Annotated in this window: 22 protein-coding genes; 3 read left to right on the forward strand and 19 right to left on the reverse strand. The window is 71.7% G+C overall.

Features of this window, described 5'->3' with window-relative positions; all coding sequences use genetic code 11:
• Window positions 1–1,627, forward strand: a 1,627-nt coding sequence (gene cysC / locus ACJ73U_RS28085) for an adenylyl-sulfate kinase (protein WP_407780731.1), incomplete at its 5' end; no start/stop codon positions are given.
• 14 nt (window positions 1,628–1,641) lie between these two features.
• Here cysC and ACJ73U_RS28090 read toward each other — a convergent pair.
• From ACJ73U_RS28090 to ACJ73U_RS28165, 16 genes are all read right to left on the reverse strand, one after another.
• Window positions 1,642–2,043: a type II toxin-antitoxin system VapC family toxin gene (locus ACJ73U_RS28090; protein ID WP_407780732.1), complete on the reverse strand. Its 402-nt coding sequence runs from the start codon at window positions 2,041–2,043 to the stop codon at window positions 1,642–1,644.
• Window positions 2,040–2,309, reverse strand: a complete 270-nt coding sequence (locus ACJ73U_RS28095) for a type II toxin-antitoxin system VapB family antitoxin (RefSeq protein WP_407780733.1) — start codon at window positions 2,307–2,309, stop codon at window positions 2,040–2,042. Before ACJ73U_RS28095 ends, ACJ73U_RS28090 begins: the two co-directional genes overlap by 4 nt.
• Window positions 2,278–2,787: an SRPBCC family protein gene (locus tag ACJ73U_RS28100; RefSeq protein ID WP_407780734.1), complete on the reverse strand. Its 510-nt coding sequence runs from the start codon at window positions 2,785–2,787 to the stop codon at window positions 2,278–2,280. Before ACJ73U_RS28100 ends, ACJ73U_RS28095 begins: the two co-directional genes overlap by 32 nt.
• A complete protein-coding gene (locus tag ACJ73U_RS28105) occupies window positions 2,784–3,560 on the reverse strand; it encodes an SDR family oxidoreductase (RefSeq protein ID WP_407780735.1) in 777 nt (258 codons plus the stop codon). Before ACJ73U_RS28105 ends, ACJ73U_RS28100 begins: the two co-directional genes overlap by 4 nt.
• Complete coding sequence (locus ACJ73U_RS28110; RefSeq protein ID WP_407780736.1) at window positions 3,557–4,696, reverse strand: sulfotransferase family protein; 1,140 nt, start codon at window positions 4,694–4,696, stop codon at window positions 3,557–3,559. Before ACJ73U_RS28110 ends, ACJ73U_RS28105 begins: the two co-directional genes overlap by 4 nt.
• Window positions 4,697–4,748: 52 nt before the next feature.
• On the reverse strand, window positions 4,749–5,798 hold the full coding sequence (locus ACJ73U_RS28115; protein WP_407780737.1) for a DUF1214 domain-containing protein: 1,050 nt from the start codon (window positions 5,796–5,798) through the stop codon (window positions 4,749–4,751).
• A gap of 278 nt (window positions 5,799–6,076) precedes the next feature.
• Window positions 6,077–6,937, reverse strand: coding sequence for a hypothetical protein (locus ACJ73U_RS28120; protein WP_407780738.1), 861 nt, complete (start codon window positions 6,935–6,937; stop codon window positions 6,077–6,079).
• 74 nt (window positions 6,938–7,011) lie between these two features.
• Window positions 7,012–7,284, reverse strand: a complete 273-nt coding sequence (locus ACJ73U_RS28125; RefSeq protein WP_407780739.1) for a YciI family protein — start codon at window positions 7,282–7,284, stop codon at window positions 7,012–7,014.
• Between the two features lie 11 nt (window positions 7,285–7,295).
• Window positions 7,296–8,189, reverse strand: a complete 894-nt coding sequence (locus ACJ73U_RS28130) for an amidohydrolase family protein (RefSeq protein WP_407780740.1) — start codon at window positions 8,187–8,189, stop codon at window positions 7,296–7,298.
• Complete coding sequence (locus tag ACJ73U_RS28135) at window positions 8,180–9,298, reverse strand: vWA domain-containing protein (protein WP_407780741.1); 1,119 nt, start codon at window positions 9,296–9,298, stop codon at window positions 8,180–8,182. The genes ACJ73U_RS28130 and ACJ73U_RS28135 overlap by 10 nt, the downstream gene beginning before the upstream one ends.
• Window positions 9,295–10,143 (reverse strand): AAA family ATPase, encoded by an 849-nt coding sequence (locus tag ACJ73U_RS28140; RefSeq protein WP_407780742.1) that lies wholly within the window; start codon window positions 10,141–10,143, stop codon window positions 9,295–9,297. The genes ACJ73U_RS28135 and ACJ73U_RS28140 overlap by 4 nt, the downstream gene beginning before the upstream one ends.
• Window positions 10,140–11,141 carry a xanthine dehydrogenase family protein molybdopterin-binding subunit gene (locus ACJ73U_RS28145; protein ID WP_407780743.1) on the reverse strand — a complete coding sequence of 334 codons (1,002 nt, stop codon included), beginning with the start codon at window positions 11,139–11,141 and terminating at the stop codon, window positions 10,140–10,142. The genes ACJ73U_RS28140 and ACJ73U_RS28145 overlap by 4 nt, the downstream gene beginning before the upstream one ends.
• Window positions 11,141–11,341 (reverse strand): hypothetical protein, encoded by a 201-nt coding sequence (locus ACJ73U_RS28150; RefSeq protein ID WP_407780744.1) that lies wholly within the window; start codon window positions 11,339–11,341, stop codon window positions 11,141–11,143. The genes ACJ73U_RS28145 and ACJ73U_RS28150 overlap by 1 nt, the downstream gene beginning before the upstream one ends.
• Complete coding sequence (locus ACJ73U_RS28155; RefSeq protein ID WP_407780745.1) at window positions 11,263–12,522, reverse strand: xanthine dehydrogenase family protein molybdopterin-binding subunit; 1,260 nt, start codon at window positions 12,520–12,522, stop codon at window positions 11,263–11,265. Before ACJ73U_RS28155 ends, ACJ73U_RS28150 begins: the two co-directional genes overlap by 79 nt.
• Window positions 12,522–13,010: a (2Fe-2S)-binding protein gene (locus tag ACJ73U_RS28160; protein ID WP_407780746.1), complete on the reverse strand. Its 489-nt coding sequence runs from the start codon at window positions 13,008–13,010 to the stop codon at window positions 12,522–12,524. Before ACJ73U_RS28160 ends, ACJ73U_RS28155 begins: the two co-directional genes overlap by 1 nt.
• Before the next feature lie 2 nt (window positions 13,011–13,012).
• Entirely contained in the window at window positions 13,013–13,777 is a 765-nt protein-coding gene (locus ACJ73U_RS28165) for an FAD binding domain-containing protein (protein ID WP_407780747.1), read from the reverse strand.
• A 90-nt stretch (window positions 13,778–13,867) separates the two neighbouring features.
• On the opposite strand from ACJ73U_RS28165, the gene ACJ73U_RS28170 reads away from it, so the two are divergent.
• A complete protein-coding gene (locus ACJ73U_RS28170) occupies window positions 13,868–14,527 on the forward strand; it encodes a GntR family transcriptional regulator (RefSeq protein WP_407780748.1) in 660 nt (219 codons plus the stop codon).
• A gap of 188 nt (window positions 14,528–14,715) precedes the next feature.
• On the opposite strand, the gene ACJ73U_RS28175 is transcribed toward ACJ73U_RS28170, so the two are convergent.
• The 3 genes from ACJ73U_RS28175 to ACJ73U_RS28185 form a co-directional block, all read right to left on the reverse strand.
• Window positions 14,716–15,375 carry a YbhB/YbcL family Raf kinase inhibitor-like protein gene (locus ACJ73U_RS28175; protein ID WP_407780749.1) on the reverse strand — a complete coding sequence of 220 codons (660 nt, stop codon included), beginning with the start codon at window positions 15,373–15,375 and terminating at the stop codon, window positions 14,716–14,718.
• A 22-nt stretch (window positions 15,376–15,397) separates the two neighbouring features.
• A complete protein-coding gene (locus ACJ73U_RS28180; protein ID WP_407780750.1) occupies window positions 15,398–15,565 on the reverse strand; it encodes a hypothetical protein in 168 nt (55 codons plus the stop codon).
• A gap of 71 nt (window positions 15,566–15,636) precedes the next feature.
• The gene (locus ACJ73U_RS28185) at window positions 15,637–17,184 is read right to left on the reverse strand and encodes an MFS transporter (protein ID WP_407780751.1); all 1,548 of its coding nucleotides are present in this window, start codon (window positions 17,182–17,184) and stop codon (window positions 15,637–15,639) included.
• 124 nt (window positions 17,185–17,308) lie between these two features.
• On the opposite strand from ACJ73U_RS28185, the gene ACJ73U_RS28190 reads away from it, so the two are divergent.
• On the forward strand, window positions 17,309–17,504 hold a 196-nt coding region (locus ACJ73U_RS28190), incomplete at its 3' end, for an isocitrate lyase/phosphoenolpyruvate mutase family protein (protein ID WP_407780752.1).

Consider the following 17,504-nt stretch of genomic DNA (forward strand, 5'->3'; position numbering starts at 1 on the left):
CATCACGATCGACGTGGCGTACCGGTACTTCGGGACCGACCGGCGCCGGTTCATCGTGGCGGACACCCCGGGGCACGAGCAGTACACGCGCAACATGGTGACGGGCGCGTCGACCGCGGACGCGGCGGTGATCCTGCTCGACGCGCGCAAGGGCGTGCTGCGGCAGACCCGCCGGCACAGCCACGTCGTGTCGCTGCTGGGGATCCGCCGGGTCGCGCTCGCGGTCAACAAGATGGACCTGGTCGGCTTCACCGAGTCCCGGTTCGTCGCGATCGCCGAGGAGTACCGGGACTTCGCCGCGAGCATCGGCATCGACGAGGTGACGTGCGTGCCCGTCGCGGCCGTCGACGGGTCCAATGTGGTCGGTCGATCGACGCGGACACCGTGGTACGACGGCCCGACCCTGCTGGAATGGCTGGAGACCGTGCCCGTCGACGCCCAACGGCCGGGTCCGTTCCGGATGATCGTGCGGTGGGCGAACCGGCCGGGCCCGGACTTCCGCGGCGTGTCGGGCCTGGTGGTCGGCGGCACGGTGCGGGTGGGCGACCGGGTGCGAGTCGTGCCGGGCGGTCTCGAGAGCACGGTGGCCCGCATCGTGACCTTCGACGGCGACCTGTCCTCGGCGTCGGTGGGCGAGTCGATCACGGTGGTGCTGGCCGACGACGTCGACGTGTCCCGGGGCGCGGTGCTCGCCGGCGACGACCCGCCGGGGGTGACCGACGCGTGCCAGGCGGACCTGATCTGGATGTCGGCGGAGGAGATGCTGCCTGGCCGGCGCTACCTGGCGAAGGTGGGCGCACGCACCGTCGGCGTCACGGTCGACGCGCCGAAACACCGCCTCGACGTCGACACCGGGGGCCGGCTGGCGGCGAAGACGTTGCGCCTGAACGAGATCGGCGTCGGCAACGTCCACTTCGAGCAACCCGTGGCGCTGGATCCCTACCGGGACAACCGCGATCTGGGCGGTTTCATCGTCATCGACCGCCTGACCAACGCGACGGTCGGCGCCGGCCTGGTGCGCTTCCCGCTGCGCCGGGCGACGAACGTGCACTGGCAGGCGATGTCGGTGGACAAGTCCATGCGTGCGGGGCTGAACGGCCACCGGGGATGCGTGGTGTGGTTCACCGGGTTGTCGGGTGCGGGCAAGTCGACCATCGCCGACCTGGTGGAGCAGCGGCTGCACCAGGCGGGCCGCCACACGTTCGTCCTCGACGGCGACAACGTGCGGCACGGCCTGAACAAGGACCTGGGCTTCACCGACGCCGACCGCGTGGAGAACGTGCGCCGGGTCGCGGAGGTCGCCGCCCTGATGGTGGACGCGGGCCTGATCGTGCTGGTGTCGTTCATCTCCCCGTTCCGCGCAGAACGCGCACTGGCCCGCGGCATCGTCAGCTCGGACGAGTTCTGCGAGGTCTTCGTCGACACCCCGCTGGAGGTGGCCGAACGACGCGACCCGAAGGGCCTGTACGCCAAGGCCCGCCGCGGCGAGCTCCCCAACTTCACCGGCATCGACTCGCCCTACGAGCGCCCGGAGTCCCCGGAGCTCCGCATCGACACCACCGAGCTGACACCGGAGGAGGCCGCGGACGCGGTCCTGACCCGACTCGCGGACCTGGACGTGTGGTGAGGCGCCACGAGCACTCACGAGGCAGGCGGTAATGCCAGTTCGAGATCGGTCTGCGTGAAGTCCTCACCCACGCAGAGAAGCGGCTCGCCGGCGACGTACGCGGTCGCGTAGGTGAGGCAGTCGCCGAAGTTCAGCGCGGCGGGATGCCGGCCCTTGCCGTATCGCACGAACGCGCTCTGCGCGATCCGCCAGTGCGCATCACCGAACGACAGCACGTCAACGTTGATCTCCTGCAGCAACGACAGGAGGATGGTCCGGCCGTCATCACCCAGCCTGCCGGTCAGCACCATCGCCGTTTCGACGAGAGTGGGGGCACCTATCCGGCAGGACTCCGCGGTCTCCATCGTGTCCAACACGCGGTCGCTGCCCTTCTCCCGCAGGATGACGGAAACGATCGCGGAACTGTCGAGGATCACACGCCCTCCGGACCGTAGCCGAGGAGCTCCTCGCGTTCAGCCTTCGTCATTGGTGGTTCGTCTCGCGCCGTGGGTGGCAGGCGGGGCCACACCTCGTCCTCGAGGAAGCGCCTGAGGGCTCCTCGTCGAACCCCGCTCCGCGCGTTCAGCCGATCCCGTCGTTCGCGGAGCGCGGCGCGGACGGCCGCCGTCTTGCTCTCACCGGTCAGCGCCGCGACCTCGGCGGCGAGTTGCTCAGTCTCCGCGTCCTTGATGTTCATGGCCATGGTGTAATTCTACCGTGAAGGGTGTAGTTCTCTCGTAGAGACTCTCCGTGCGGGTGTTCAGTGCGGTGGCTACCGAGTCGAAGCCTGCTTTGATCCAGGCGCCGGTCTTCTCCAGGACGATGTCCGCGTACTCGCCGCTGATCGTGTCGGTCGTGTGGTAGGCGCAGCGGGTCGGGGCGAGCTCGGTGAGCCACTGGTCGCGGATGGCGAAGATGCCCGGCATCTCCTCACCGGTGTCGTACCGCAGGTGCCGTGGTGGGTCGATCACCCGGATGTACTCCCGGTTGACGAACGTGCCGCCCGAGCCGTCGACGGCCGGTAGGGTGAGGTCGATGGGCTCACCGATGCGGAGCGCCGTCGACACGGCCACCGTGTACGGGTTCCACTCCGGGTACCGCGGGTAGTCGACGAGCACGTCCCACACGAACGCGGCCGGTGCGTCGATCTCCACCGTCACCGAGGAAATCACGTGTTTCATGCCGGCATGTACTCCCCGCCGTTGACGTCCAGGAACGCGCCCGTGACCTCGGAGGCCAGGCGGGACAACAGGAACAGGATCGCGCCGGCGCACGCCTCGTCCGGTGGGATGCGGCCCAGCGGGTTGCGGGCGGCGATCTCGTCGTACACGTCCTGTTCGGACACGCCGCGCTGCTCCGCGGTCATCTTCAGGTAGAACCGCACGCCCGGGCCGTCCAGCCAACCGAGCACGGCCTGGTTGACGCGGATGCCCCGCTCGCCCAGCTCCAGCGCCAGGTACTGCGTGGCACAGGCCATCGCGGCCTTCGCGACCGCGTAGCCGCCCTCGCCGCGCATGGGCTTGCGCGTGGACATGGTGCCCACGTTGACGATCGAGCCGCCGGCCGCCATGTGCGGCACCACGGCCCTGGTCATCTCGAGCGCGCCGTGCAGGATGACGTCCATCGACCGGCGCAGCTGCTTGTCGGGTGTGGCGAGGAGGTCGTGGAAGCCGGGGTGCGAGTACGCCGAGTTCACCAGCCCGGTGACCTTGCCGAAGCGCTCGACCGCGGTCCGCGCCACCTGGGCCACGTCGTCGGGTTTCCTGACGTCGCAGGGCACCGGGACCGCCACACCGCCGGCCGCAGCGGCTTCCTCGGCCACCTGGTCCATGACCTGGCTCGAGCGGGCGGCCATCACCACCTTCGCGCCCTCGGCGGCCGCGCGGGCCGCGAGCTTCGCGCCCAGCCCCGGGCCGACACCGGAGACGATGACCACCTCGCCGTCGAGGATCACGGCGACACCTCCTCGTAGAACGCGAAGTCCCGCGCCAGTTCCTTCTCGGACAGGCCGAAGTCGGCCGCGGTGTAGGTGTGCGAGCCGTGCCGCTGCTCGCGGTTGCGTGCCAGGTACGCCGCGAAGGCGTCGGGTTCGGCCGGCAACCCCAGCTCCGCCATGACCCGCGAGGCCGTGGCGATCGGGTCAGCCACCACGTCGGCGAACCGCACGTCCACGAACCGGTCCGGCCGCCGCGCCCGCACCGCCTGGAACTCGCGCAGGGTCGTGACGAACCGGTCCCGCCAGTAGCGGCCGATCGCGACCCGGTCGACCTCGTCGCTGTACTGGTGGCAGATGGCGCTGGTCATCGACGCGTAGGACGGGACGGCCTTGACCGGTGACCGGTGCGTCATGACGATCCGGCAGCCGGGGAACGTGTCGAGCACGGTCTCCACGGCCGTGAGGTGGTGCGGCGACTTCAACACCCACGGCCGGCCGCGGCGCGCGGGGTTCTGCCACTGCAGCACCTGCAGCCACTCGCGCAGCTCGCGGTAGGCGGGGCCCTGGTCGACCTTGCGCAACCACAACCCGTACGTCGGCACCTGGTAGAAGGAGTCGAAGCTCATCGACGTGAACGTCCGGTCCATCAGGATGACGTCCTCCTCCGGCCCGTCCCACTCGATGGTGTGGATGTCGCCGAACTCCGGGGTCATCTCCAGGAACAGCCGCGCCCTGTCCCGCGCGTGTCGCTTGCGCGTCGCCGCATCCGGTCCCTCGCCGGGGAACGGGATCGGGTACGAGGTCTCCCACGACAGCGTCGACGTCACGTGCGGCGACGAGGCCAGCAACCGGTGCAACAGCGTGGAACCCGTGCGTGGCAGGCCGCAGATCTCGGCGGCGACGGTGACGTCCTCCGCCAACACCTCGGGGTGCTCGCGGTGGAGCCGCCGCAGCCGCAACCGGTCCGCGAGCAACGCGACGAGCCGCCGGTGGGTGAGGGCCAGGCCCAGCTCGGACAGCCGGGCCTCGGTGGTGAGCGCGCCCACGAGCACCCGCAGCGGCTCGACGAACCACTCGTCGCCGAAGTCGGTGAGCCCGGTCTTCTCGCGGGCGGCGGCGAGCAGGCCGTCGACGTCGAGCGGTTGCGTCGTCATGGCGCCCCCTCGCGGGCTCGGTGCGTCCCGGGTGTCGATGGGTTCGCTCCGCTCATGGCGTCTCCAGGTCGATCACGCGGCACTCCGGGATCGGGTGGGTGGCGGCGCCGAGCCAGCGCAGCAGCGCCGTGCCGCTGGTGTGACCACACGTGTCGATCCAGTTGCCCCAACCCGGGTCCCGCGCCGCGACGACGATCGTGAGCCGGTCGCCGTCGAGCCGCGCCGTGTGTTTGTTGACGGTGATCCGGCGCTCGTGGTCGAGCGACTCCATCCACCAGTTGCCGAGCTGGAAGTTCCAGTACGGGCAGTCCGGGACCGCGGTCTCGATCACCCACGCCTGCCCGGGTTCGAGCGTCCAGTACCCGTGCAGGTAGAAGATCTCCGGGTCGCCGCCCGCGCGCTGGAACATGTCCTGCCCGAAGTCCGGCAGCTCGTTGGGGCGCTCGGCGAACTTCTCGGTCCAGTGCACGAACGTCGCCGCGGTTCCGTGCACGCCCAGTGCGGCGCGCCTCAGCGCCTTCGCCAGGAACTCGGGGTCCAGCTCCTTCGGCGCCGCCGGCCCGTCGACCCGCTCGATGCGCCAGCGCCCGGGCGTCTCCGTGGTGCGGTCGAGGTAGGTCTGCCGCACGACGAGCCCCGTGGAGTCGGGCGCGAGCGGCAACCAGTTCTTGTCGTGCGGGGTGGCGCTGGCGATGATCTCGACGGTGCCGTCCGCGTCGACGACGAGGTCGCGGTCGGACAGCTCGCCGGTCGACGCCATGGTGCCGTCCCTGGCGTAGCGGTTGGCCTTGGAGCCGATGCTGAAGTACGCGATGGTGCCGCGCGTGCCGGTGATCCGGTAGGTGCGGTCACCGCGGATGTTCGCCGACAGGTACACGTTGTCGGGGTTGTCGGACCCGATCTTGACGCGGTCCAGCTCGTGGAGGCGGGGGAGGTCCGGGTCCGCGTTCTCGATGGTGGAGTACAGCATCTCGCGGACGAGGCGGGTCAGGTACCGGTAGCCCTCGGCCCGGTCGAGCGGGGTGTCGGGGCCCTTCAGCACCACCTCGCCGGCCTTCTCCAACGCGTGGCAGAAGTCGGCCCACACCCGCTCGTCGCTCATGGCACCTCCCGCGAATATAGAACACGTTCTACCAGAGACGCGGGCAATTGGACAATGTTCAGAAGAGTGGCGAGGACCGGCCGCGCACGCGCCGTCGCGTGTCAAGGCACAGCGCGGCGGCGGGCTGCTTGACGGTTGGCACAGCGTCCGACCACGTTGCGGCGTTTCGGAGAGCTGTGGATCACCACGAGGCGCCCGCCGCCGGGACCTGTTCGAGAGGGCACCCTCCAGGGGGAGTCCCGCGGCCCAACTCGAGGACCGCGGGACGTTCCCGGGTGTCAGGCGGCGTCGACCGCCGCGAGGGTGACCTTCTCGTCGGACGGGACGGCCGTCTCCTCGGGGAGTGGCGCGAGCAGCGGACCCGCCTCCGCCAGCGTTCGTTGAGCCGCGCGCAGGCCGGCGGCGACGCGGTCGCGCTGGGCGCGCAGGCGATCCACCTCCGCACTGGCGGTCGCGATCATCTCCGCGGCCTGGTGCCTCGCCTCGCGGACCACGCGGGCGGCCTCGGCGGCGGCCGCCGTCCGCTGCTCGGTCAGCTCACGCATGGTCTCGGCACGGCGGGCGGCGGTGGCGACCTCGAAGTCGGTCTGGATCTGGGTGCGTAGGCGGGCCGCCTGGTCGTCCAGCTCGCGGCGGCGCTTCTCCGCCTCGCGGGTGAGCGTCTCCACCCGCTCGTGCGCCCGTGCCATCAGCTCGCGGTGCTCGGTCTCCAGCTCCACCCGCCGCTGGTCCAGCTCCGCGACCAGGTACTCCGCCCGCCGGCGCAGGCGGTCGGCGGTCTGCTGCGCGGTCGCGCGCTCCTGCTCGGCGGCCAGCCGCGCCCGGCCGGTGATCTCGTCGGCCTCGGCGTGCGCCAGCTCGACCATGCGGCGCATGCGCTCGGTCAGCGCGTCCGGCTCGATCGGGGTCCGGCACAGGCGGTCGAGCCGCTCGGTCAGCTCGCGGACCTCCGCGCGGGCCGCCGCCAGCTGCTCGGCCAGCGCGTCCGCGCGCCGCACGGCCGCGTCCCGATCCACGGTCAGCAGCCGCAGCTCACTCTCCACGCGCTCGACGTACTGCTGGACCTGCGCACGATCACAACCGCGCCACACCAGGTCGAAGTCGGTCTGCAGCGGCACCAACTCGTCCACGGCCGACACCGGTACACACACTCCTCTCGGGAAAGACGGCAACACCACCTGTACCTACGAACGTGGGCGCCGCGCGGTTCCCGTCAGAGCGAACCGACCGTGAGCCGCCACTGGCGCAGGTACCGGTCCTTCGTCACCTCCGCCCGCGTGTAGGGGTCGTCGGCGACGAGCGCCGCCGCGGCGTCCTGGGACTCGGCGTTCAGCACGATCGCGCCACCCGTCAGGTCCTCGTACGGACCCGCGAACACCAGCGCGCCGTCGTCCTTGAGCTTGTTCAGGTACGCCAGGTGCTCCTCCCGGCGCGCGGCGCGCTGGTCGGTCTCGTGGTAGCCGTAGGTCAGCAGGAACAGTGCCACTTCGTCTCCTCCTAGTCGGACAGTCCGTACACGCGCCGGGCGGTGCCGGCGAACACGGCGGGGTGGTCGGGCTCCGGCACGGCGGCCTGCCACGCCGCGACCAGCGACGGCACGTCCGTCCACAGCTTCTCGACCGGGAAGTTGGTGCCGAACATGGCGCGGTCCGGGCCGAACCAGCCGAGCGTCTCGGTCGCGACGAACGCGATGAGGTCCGGGTCGAGCCGCCGTGTGAACGTGCCCTGCCCGGTGAGCTTCACCACGACGTTCGGGTACGACGCGAGCCGCGCCATGCCCTCCCGCCACTCGCGGACCGTCTCCTCGGCGCGGTCGACCAGCATACCGGCGTGCACCAGGACGAAGGTGACGTCCGGCACGGCCTCGACCAGGTCGGCCGCGTCGGCCAGCTGCCCGGGGAAAACCTGCAGTTCGAACAGCCAGCCGAGGTCCTCGAGCGCGGCTACGTTCCGGCGGAAGACCGGGTCCTTCATCCGGTCGGGCGCGGACGCGTAGCGGAACTCCTCCCGTTCGTGCCAGTGCAGCTGGAGCCGGGTGCCGCGCACGACCGGCAGCTCCGCCTGTTCCTTCATCACGTCGACGGCGTCGGGGTCGAACAGGTCCGCCGACCCGACGACCGCCGCCGGCCAGCCGGTCTCCTCGTGCAGCTCGGCAAGCCACCGGACCTCGGCGAGCACCTGGTCGAGCGGCCAGTTCGCCTGCACGTACACCGACCGCGTGATGCCGCCCGAGGTCGCGTCGGCGATGTACTCGTCGATCAGGTAGTCGCGCTTGATCGGCTCGTACGGGCCGAAGATCCGCGGCACCACCGGCCCGGACAGCCACGGCATGTCCCTGACGCGCCACACGTGGTGGTGCGCGTCCACTATGTCCATTGCCACTATGTCCATTGCCCCTCCTCCTTGACCTGCTGCCAGGCCGTGTGCAGATCCCGCACGCCGGCGAGGTGGTGGATGTGCGGTACGACACCGGCCATGCCCCGGGTCACCGGGCGGTACGCGGGGTCGCAGGCCAGCGGCGACCACCACACCAGCCGGTGCGCCAGCAGCGACAGGCGCCGCACGGCCCTCGTCAGCGGCCCGCAGTCACCGCGTTCGAGGCCGTCGGACAGCACGAGCACCAGCGCCCCGCGCGCCATCCGCACGTGCCGGGCGTTGCCGAGGAACTGGTGCAGTGACGGCCCGATCCGCGTGCCGCCGTCCGCGTCCCGCACCACGGATGTGAGCGCTGACAGCGCGGCGTCCACGTCGCGTCGCCGCAGCTGCGGGGTGACGTGGGTGAGCCGGGTGCCGAACGTGAACACCTCCGCGCGGTGGCACGCGGCCACGACGATGTGTGCGAACCGCAGGTGGTCGCGGCTGTGCTGCTTCATCGAGCCGGAGACGTCGATGAGCACGAGCACCGGGCGCTGCCGCTGGGGACGGCGCCGCCACCGGGGCCGGACGAACTCGCCACCGGTGCGCCACGCGTCCCGGTACACGCGCCGGACGTCCAGGCGGTCGCCGCGGCGTGCCGGGGTGCGGCGCCGCGACCGGACGGTCGGGACCGCGGCCGGGAGGTCGCGGCGCAGCCGCGCGAGGGTCCGCTGCTCCGCCAGGGTCGTGAGCGTGAACGTCGCCTGGTGGTCCACGGCCGCCCAGCTGGCCGTGCGCCCCGCACCCTCCTGCGCGTCCTGGTCGGGCGGAGCTACCTCACCGCCGCCGCCCCGGTCCTCGGCGCCGGGCTCGGCCGGCTCGGACAGGTCGGGCGGTCCGGCGCCCGCGAACCAGTGCGCGAACACCGGGTCGAAGGTGTCCACGTCGGTGACCGACGTGGTGAGCGTGGCGCGGGTGATCCAGTAAAGGTGCCGGACGTCGCGTGGCGGCACGGCGGTGAGCGCGCGCAGGAAGTCGCGCTGCTTGCCCGGCGGCACCGGCAGCCCCGCCGCCCGCAGGTGGCGCAGGAAACCGCGGAGGTGGTCGGCACCGGCCGGCGTGCCGGTGCCGAGGGCGCCCCTCACGGCGCGATCAGCTCCTCGAGGTGAGCGTGCACAACCGCCGTGTCCTCCTCGTCCTTGATGAGCAGGCCCAGCGCCCGGCGCAGCGCGACCGGCCAGGGCTCGCCGTTCGCGGCGAGGACGGCGGCGCCGCGGGCCCACTCCACCGACTCGGCGATGCCGGGCCGCTTGAGCAGGTCGAGCCGGCGCGTGCCGGACACCGCGCGCACGAGCACGTCGGCCGCGTCCTCCTCGATCGAGGGCACATGTGCGCGCACGATGGCACGCTCACGTTCGGGGCCGGGGAAGGGGATCCAGTGGTACAGGCACCGGCGCTTGAGCGCGTCGTGCAGCTCGCGGGTCCGGTTGGAGGTCAGCACCACGACCGGCGGCTCGGTGGCGCGGATCGTGCCCAGCTCGGGGACGGTGAGCTGGAAGTCGCCGAGGAACTCCAGCAGGAACGCCTCGAACTCGCTGTCGGCGCGGTCGACCTCGTCGACCAGCAGCACGGTCGGTTGCCGCAGGGACCGCAGCAGCGGGCGTTCGAGCAGGAACTCCTCGCCGTAGACGTCCCCGACGCCGGCGCGGGTGTCGACATCACCGGCACGCAGGTGCAGCAGCTGCTTCGGGTAGTCCCACTCGTACAGCGCCTGCCCGGCGTCGAGGCCCTCGTAGCACTGCAGCCGCACCAGCTCCCGGTCGAGCACGCGGGCGAGGACCGCCGCCAGCTCCGTCTTGCCCACCCCCGGCTCGCCCTCCAGCAGCAGCGGCCGACCGAGCGTCAGCGCCAGGTAGACGGCCGTGAGCAGGCCTTCGTCGGCGAAGTACCGCTCGGCGCGCAGCCGCGTCGCCAACTCGGCCTCGTTCATGAGCGCAGGGCGTCCAGGCCGCGCAGCACGCGTTCCGGCGTGAACGGCATGTGCTCCAGGCGCACCCCGCACGCGTCGAAGATCGCGTTCGCGATGGCCGGGATCGGCGAGTTGGCGGTCATCTCGCCGATCCCCTTGGCGCCGAAGGGGCCGGAGTCGGCCGGCCGTTCCAACAGGACACTCCGCTGCTGGGGCACGTCACCCGCGCCCGGCATCAGGTACTCGCTGAAGTCGACCGGGCCGTGGTCGCGGGCCGGGTAGTACGGCTCGGTGGTCTCGAACAACGCGTGCGACAGGCCCATCCACGCGCCGCCCTCGACCTGCTGGGTCGCCATCGCCGGGTTGAGCGCGCGGCCGATCTCGTAGACGCTGTACATCCGCAGCACCTCGACCACACCGGTCTCGTCGTCCACCTCGACCTCGGCGACCGTGCACGCGTGTGCCTGGCACGAGTCCGGGTCCATCTCGCCGGTCTCCGGCACGACCTCGCTCTTGTCCTTCATGAACACGCCGCGGCCGGAGATCGTGCGCCCGTGCGTGAAGTGCGCGGCCAGCGCCAGGTCGGTGATGTGGATGCGCTTCTCCGCCGCGCCCTTGACCTGGACGTACCCGGTGCCGTCGGTCTCCAGGTCCACGGCGTCGACCTCCAGTTCCTCGGCGGCGACGTCCAGCATGATCGCGCGGGCCTCGGCGGCCGCCATGATCACGGCGTTGCCGACGCGGTGCGTGCCGCGGCTCGCGAACGTGCCCATGCAGTGCGGGCCGGTGTCGGTGTCCGCGGTGTCGACGAGCACGTTCTCGATGGGCAGCCCGAGCGTCTCGGCCGCGCACTGCGCCACGACGGTCTTGAGCCCCTGCCCCAGGTCCACCGAGGACAGCGAGATCACGAACGTGCCGGTCGTGGTGGCGTGGATCAACGCCTGTGACGGGTCGCCGCCGAGGTTCATCCCGGTCGGGTAGTTGACCGCCGCGTACCCCCTGCCCCGCAACCTGGCCATCAGCGTCCCTCCAGCGAGGACATGGTCCGGTACTCGTCCGGCAGCTCGTGGCCGACCAGGTCGGCCGCCTTCTGCATGACCTCGATGAGCGCCGTGCCCTCGGCGATCTTGCGGTGCGCCTTCATGTCGCCGTCGCGGTAGGCGTTGCGGAGCCGGAACCGCAGCGGGTCGATGCCCAGCTCGCGGGCGATCCTGTCCATCTGGACTCGATGGCGAAGTCCCCGATGGTGACGCCGAAGCCACGCATCGCGCTCGACGGTGTCCGGTTGGTGAACACGCAGTGGCAGTCGATCCACACGTTCGGAATCGTGTAGGGGCCGGGGAAGTGGGCCGCCGCCTTGGTCGTGCCGTAGGGGGTGTGGCGCGAGTAGGCGCCGGCGTCGACGTAGGCGGTCACCTGGCGGGCGAGGATCCGGCCGTCGCTAGTCACGCCGTCCTTGATGTAGATGCGTTCCGCCGCACGCGGGGACGACACCTGCATCTCCTCGTGCCGGCCGTAGACGAACTTCACCGGCCGGTTCGTGGTCATGGCGGCCACGCAGGCGACGGGCTCGACGACCACGTCCACCTTGCCGCCGAAGCCGCCGCCGACCGTGCCGCCGACGATCCGGAGCTTGTTGAAGTCCTGCTCGAGGATCAGCGCGGTGTTGTCGAGGGTGAAGAAGCAGGCCTGGGTGTCGGAGTGGATGCGCAGCCGGCCGTCGGGCTGCGGGACCACGACGCAGCCGGTGGTCTCGACCGGCGCCTGCTCGATCGGTGAGGACTGGTACCGCCACTCGAAGACGTGGTCGGCCTCGGCGAAACCGGCGGCCACGTCGCCGAGCCGGACGCGGCGGCAGTGGTGTCCCTCGTAGGTGAAGTAGTTCCTGCCGTGGTACTCGTTCACCACCGGCGCGTCCGCGCGCAGGGCTTCCTCGACGTCGAAGACCGCCGGCAGGTCCTGGTAGACGACCTCGACCGCGGCGGCACCGGCGAGCGCGGCGGCCTCGGTCTCGGCCACCACCGCGACGATGGGCTCGCCGAGGTAGCGGACCTTGCCCTCGGCGAGGATCGGCTCGTCGTCCGGCGTGACGCCGATGAGCTTCAGCGGCGTGTAGAGGTTGTTGGGGATGTCCTCGTGCGTCAGCACGGCCACGACGCCCGGCACGCCCGCCACCGCGTCCCTGTTGACGCTCACGATGCGCGCGTGGTGGCGGGTGGAGCGGTGCATCTTCAGGTGGAGGAGCCCGGCCGGGCGCACGTCCTCGAAGAACTCGGTGCGGCCGGTGACGTGGCCGCGGGCGTCGGCCCGCTGGACGACCGAGCCGATGACGGAGAACTCGCCGGCGCCGCGCTCGTTCGCGAAGTACTGGCCGTCGACGGGGGTCTGGCGGTAGGCCATCAGGCGGTCCTCCCTCGCGCCCGCCGGCGCTGCGCCGCGTCGAGGATCGCGGCCACGATCGGTTCGTAACCCGTGCAGCGGCACACGTTCCCGCTGATCGCCTCGATCACCTCGGTGCGGGTCGGGTTCGGGTTGTCGGCCAGCAGCGCCTCGGCGGTCATGATCATGCCGGCCGTGCAGAACCCGCACTGCGTGGCGAAGTCCTCGAGGAACGCGTGCTGCACCTCGTCCAGCTCGCCGTCCGAGGCGATGCCTTCGAGGGTGCGGACCGACGCGCCGTCGACGGTCTCGACCGGCACGAGGCACGCGGGCACGGGGCGCTCGTCCAGCAGCACCGTGCACGACCCGCAGGCCCCCTGCGCGCAGCCGCGTTTCGCCGCGGTGAGACCGAGGGTGTCGCGCAGGACGGCGAGCAGCGAGGTGCCCCGCTTGGCGATCAGCTCCTCCTCGCGGTCGTTGACGGTCAGGGACACGATGCGAGAGGCCATGGTCAGTCTTCTCCAAGGAGTGCCCGGCGGACGTGGACGGGGAGGACCCGGGCGCGGTACCACGCCGAGGCGTAGGCGTCGTCGAACGGCTCGATGCCCGCCCGCGCGGCCTCGGCCGCCTCGACGACGGCGTCCGGGTCCCGCCGCAGGACCTGCTCCGCCGCGTGCGCGCGGATGGGCCGCGGGGCCACCCCGCCGAGCGCGATCCTGGTGCGCTCGCCGTCGAGCACGGCGGCGACGATCACGATCGCGGCCGAGTTGTGCCTGCGCCGCATGGCCTTGCGGTAGCGCCAGGCGGTGGGCAGCTCGAAGTGGACCTCGGTGACGACCTCGTGTTCCGCGACCGCCTCGCCGACCGAGATCGCGCGCCGGCCGTTGACGCTCTCGACGTGGACCGTGGCGTCGAGGGCGAGGAGGGCCACCGCCAGGTCGCCGTGGGGTTGCGGCACGAGGAGGTTGCCGCCGACCGTGGCCAGGTTGCGCACGGGTGGGGAGGCGATCGAGCGGATCACGGGGTCGAGGAAGCCGAGCCGGTCGTCGGCGCCGACCTCGGCGAGGGTGGTCGCGGCGCCGATGGTCACGGTGTTCGCGTTCACCTCGATGCCGGCGAGCCCGGCGTTGCGCAGGGAGATCAGGTGGTCGACGGGCACGGCACCGGTGTTGACCTTCGGCATCACGACGGTGCCGCCGCCGATGAGCCAGCCGCCCTCACGCAGCAGGCCGGCCGCCTCCGCCGCCGAGGACGGCAGGTGGACCTTGGAGAGCACAGAACCTCCTCGTCGAGGTCTGACGATTATCGATAATTGATAATCTTCGTGAAACGCTACGGTTGTCCGCGACGACCGTCAAGAGGAGCCATGACCGGAACACAACCGCTTCCCCGGCTGACCCTGGGCCGGCAGATCCGCGACGCGCTGGTGCGGCGCATCGTGGCCGGCGAGCTGGCGCCGGGCACCCGCCTGGTGGAGACGCGGATCGCCGACGAGTACGGCACGAGCCAGGCACCCGTGCGCGAGGCCCTGCGTGAGCTGGAGGCCATCGGCATGGTGGAGACCCGGCCACGGCGCGGGACGTTCGTGCGCCACTTCATCCAGCAGACGCTGCGGGAGAGCTACGTCGTACGCGCGGCGCTGGAGGAGACGGCCACCCGCCTGGCGATGCCGGCCGGCACCGTCCCGTTCGCGGCGCTGGCGGCGGACGTCGCCGCCATGCGGTCCGCGGCCGGCGCCGGCGACGTGCAGGCGATCGGCGCGGCCAGCGTGTCGTTCCACCGCCACCTGATCGACGCGGCGGGCAACGAGCTGCTCAAGCACGCGTGGGAGTCACTGCAGATCGAGGCCCGCACGGCGGTCACGCTGCTGGCCGTGGAGCCCGACCTCGACGAGGTGGCCGACGAGCACGAGGAGCTGCTGACCGTGCTGCGCTCCGGCGACCTGACCGCGGCCTGCCAGCTCACCCGCGACCACCAGTGGCACTACGCGGACCTCCCCCACGACGCGCACGGCCACGCGAGGTGAGCGTTCACCACTCCAGGCCCGCCAGCGCGTGAGGGCCGCGCTGCGGGGTCGTGGTGAGTTGACCGACCGGGCGTGGAGGACGGCATTCAGGTCGCCGGGACAGGCCCTGGAGACCTCGCTGCCGGCCCGACGCCGGCGAGCCGCGGACGGTTGCCGCCCAGCTGCCGAAGCACGGCAGCGGCTCTCCCTCACCTGCCGAACAGGCCCACCAGGGTGCCGGTCGCGGTCGCCTCCTTGGCGAGCCGGGCGTGCAGGTCCTGGGGTGGCACGTCCGCCTCGACCGACGGGGTGTGGTCGAAGGAGTAGAGGCGGAAGAAGTAGCGGTGCGGCTCGTCGCCGACCGGAGGGCGGGGGCCGCCCCACCCCTGCTCGCCGAACCCGTTGCGGCCAGGTGTGCCGCCCGGCGGGGTGCCGTTCTCGTCCACACCGCCGGCGTCCGGTGCGATGTGGGTGACCAGCCAGTGCACGAACGTCCCGTTCGGCGCGTCCGGGTCCTCGCACAGCAGCGCCAGCTCGGTCGTGCCCTCCGGGACGCCGTGCCACTCCAGCGGCGGTGAGACGTTGTCCCGGTCGTAGGAGAACCGCTCGGGCATCAGGTCGTGGTCGGTGAAGGCCGAACTGCGCAGTTCGATGTGCGCGGGCTCGCCGCCCGGGGGACCGACGGGCGGTCGCTCACCTTCGGGACCGGCGGCCCGGTCCTGGTCGCCCACCCGCCGCGGCGGGTTCTCGCGTTGCAGCTCCGCGTTGGCCGCCGCGTCGGCATGCCCGTCGGGCACGCCGTGGTCGTCGTACTCGGCCCGCAGGCGGGTGCGCCTGACGTCGTAGGTGTGGCTGCCTGGATCCGGCATCTGGACTCTCCTTCCGAGACGGTCAACGCTCCCCGCTGAACGGGGGGACCTCCGGGTCGTCGTCGGCCAGTGGTTCCGGGTCTCTCCACTCCTCCGCGCGGGTCGGGCCTGCGCTCTTGAGCATGCCCTGCATCTCGGCCTTGAGCGCGTCGTCCTCACGCGGCGAGTGCTTGTCGCTCTCTCGTGGCATGACTCTCTCCTCCGGGTGTCGCCGTGGTCAGACCGTGGCGATACCCGGAGGAGGTGAGCGCAAACGCCCGCTCAGCGCACCGCCAGCTCGGGCTCGTCGACGACCTTGGCGGACTCGGCGGACCCGGCGGACTCGACGGCTGGGCGGGACTTCCCGCGCAGCGCGACCATGCCGACCACCGCGAAGACCACCACGACGACCACGGCCACCGCCGCCACCGTGTGCACGCCGCTGGTGAACGCGTCGCGTGCGGCGGCCAGCAGCGCGGGGTCGCCGCCGTTCACCGCGCCCGCCAGGCTCTCCCGGACCGCGGTCGGCGCGTCGGCGGGGAGCTGGGCGCGGTAGACGGCCGTGCCGATGCTGCCGAACAACGCGATGCCCATCGCGATGCCGAACTCGCCGCTGGTCTCCGACATCGCCGCCGCCGCACCCGCCTTGTTCGGCGCCACCGAGCCGACGACCATCTCGGTGCACAGCACGCCCTGCGGGCCCATGCCGAACGCGGCCACCGACAGGCCGAGCACCACCAGCACCACACCGTTCCCGCTGTCGAGCTGGGTGAACGCGAACAGGCCACCCGCCGCGACCAGCATCCCGAAGCCCAGCACGAACTCCGGCCGGATGCGCTTCGCGAGCCGCGGTGCGATCATCGAGCCCACCACCACGGCACCGGCCTGGGGGACGAGCGCCAGCCCGGCCTGCGCCGTGGTGAGGCCCGCGACCAGCTGCAGGTACTGGCTGATCAGCAGGAACACCCCGCCCATGGTGATCGCGCCGACCAGCATGATGCACAGTGCCGCCGCGAACGTCCGGTTGCGGAACAGGCCCAGGTCCAGCATCGGGTGCGCCAGCCGCTGCTGCCGCCGCACGAACGCCAGCCCGACGCCGAGCCCGACCAGCAGCACGGCGACCGTGCCCAGCGCCGGCCCGTCCTTGGCGATCTCCTTGAGCGCGAACACCACCGGCAGGATGGCGCCCAGCGACAGCGCGACGCTGGCCAGGTCCAGGCGGCCGGCGTGCTCGTCGCGGTACTCCGGCAGCAGCGCGGGGGCCGTGAACAGCAGCAGCACCATGACCGGGACGCCGAGCAGGAACACCGACCCCCACCAGGCCACCGACAGCAGCAGCCCGCCGACCACCGGTCCGATCACCATGCCGCCCATGAAGCAGCTCATCCACACCGCGATCGCGGTGCCGCGCTGCCGCGGGTCGCGGAACATGTTGCTGATCAGCGCCAGCGTGGACGGCATGAGCGTGGCCCCGGCGACCCCGAGCAACGCCCGCGCGCCGATGAGCATGGCCGGGCTGGTCGCGAACGCCGCACCGATCGACGCCAGCCCGAAGGCCGCACCGCCGACCATCAGCAGCTTCCGGCGCCCGATGCGGTCGCCGAGCGTGCCCATGGTGACCAGGAACCCCGCGATCATGAACCCGTAGATGTCGATGATCCAGAGCAGCTCCGTGCTGCTGGGCCGCAGGTCGGCCGCGATGTGCGGCACGGCGAGGTGCAGCACGCTCATGTCCAGTGAGAGCAGCAACGTCGGCAGCGCGAGCACCGCGAGCCCGATCCACTCGCGGCGCCCGGCCCGTGTTGCCGTCTCGGTCGTCTCCGTGTTCATCGCCCTGTCCCTCGTGCTCGTTCCTGGCTTGTCACCAACACGTCGGACCAAGACCGCGCATTTCGACATCGCCGGTGAAAAAACTTCGGCGGTCACCGTCGGGACCGCGTGGGAGGATCGCGGCATGGACGACCAGGTGAGCCGGGCGCGTCGGTTCCGCGAGCTGCACGACCGGCCGCGGCCGCTGCTGCTCCCGAACCCCTGGGACGCCGGCACCGCCCGGCTGCTGGCCGGGCTCGGGTTCGAGGCCCTCGCCACCACCAGCCTCGGTGTCGCCAACGTGCTCGGGCGCACCCGTGTCGGCAAGCAGGACGTGCTGG

Source organism: Actinophytocola sp. (assembly GCF_045807065.1).
Classification (GTDB): Bacteria; Actinomycetota; Actinomycetes; order Mycobacteriales; family Pseudonocardiaceae; genus Actinophytocola.

What these genes read in the sequence shown, in the direction of transcription:
- ACJ73U_RS28095 (WP_407780733.1), bottom strand. Translation starts at nt 2,309, where the DNA reads ATGGCCATGAACATCAAGGACGCGGAGACTGAGCAACTCGCCGCCGAG.
- ACJ73U_RS28100 (WP_407780734.1), bottom strand. Translation starts at nt 2,787, where the DNA reads ATGAAACACGTGATTTCCTCGGTGACGGTGGAGATCGACGCACCGGCC.
- ACJ73U_RS28110 (WP_407780736.1), bottom strand. Translation starts at nt 4,696, where the DNA reads ATGACGACGCAACCGCTCGACGTCGACGGCCTGCTCGCCGCCGCCCGC.
- ACJ73U_RS28115 (WP_407780737.1), bottom strand. Translation starts at nt 5,798, where the DNA reads ATGAGCGACGAGCGGGTGTGGGCCGACTTCTGCCACGCGTTGGAGAAG.
- ACJ73U_RS28130 (WP_407780740.1), bottom strand. Translation starts at nt 8,189, where the DNA reads ATGGACATAGTGGCAATGGACATAGTGGACGCGCACCACCACGTGTGG.
- ACJ73U_RS28140 (WP_407780742.1), bottom strand. Translation starts at nt 10,143, where the DNA reads ATGAACGAGGCCGAGTTGGCGACGCGGCTGCGCGCCGAGCGGTACTTC.
- ACJ73U_RS28145 (WP_407780743.1), bottom strand. Translation starts at nt 11,141, where the DNA reads ATGGCCAGGTTGCGGGGCAGGGGGTACGCGGCGGTCAACTACCCGACC.
- ACJ73U_RS28150 (WP_407780744.1), bottom strand. Translation starts at nt 11,341, where the DNA reads ATGGACAGGATCGCCCGCGAGCTGGGCATCGACCCGCTGCGGTTCCGG.
- ACJ73U_RS28155 (WP_407780745.1), bottom strand. Translation starts at nt 12,522, where the DNA reads ATGGCCTACCGCCAGACCCCCGTCGACGGCCAGTACTTCGCGAACGAG.
- ACJ73U_RS28160 (WP_407780746.1), bottom strand. Translation starts at nt 13,010, where the DNA reads ATGGCCTCTCGCATCGTGTCCCTGACCGTCAACGACCGCGAGGAGGAG.
- ACJ73U_RS28170 (WP_407780748.1), top strand. Translation starts at nt 13,868, where the DNA reads ATGACCGGAACACAACCGCTTCCCCGGCTGACCCTGGGCCGGCAGATC.
- ACJ73U_RS28175 (WP_407780749.1), bottom strand. Translation starts at nt 15,375, where the DNA reads ATGCCGGATCCAGGCAGCCACACCTACGACGTCAGGCGCACCCGCCTG.
- ACJ73U_RS28180 (WP_407780750.1), bottom strand. Translation starts at nt 15,565, where the DNA reads ATGCCACGAGAGAGCGACAAGCACTCGCCGCGTGAGGACGACGCGCTC.
- ACJ73U_RS28185 (WP_407780751.1), bottom strand. Translation starts at nt 17,184, where the DNA reads ATGAACACGGAGACGACCGAGACGGCAACACGGGCCGGGCGCCGCGAG.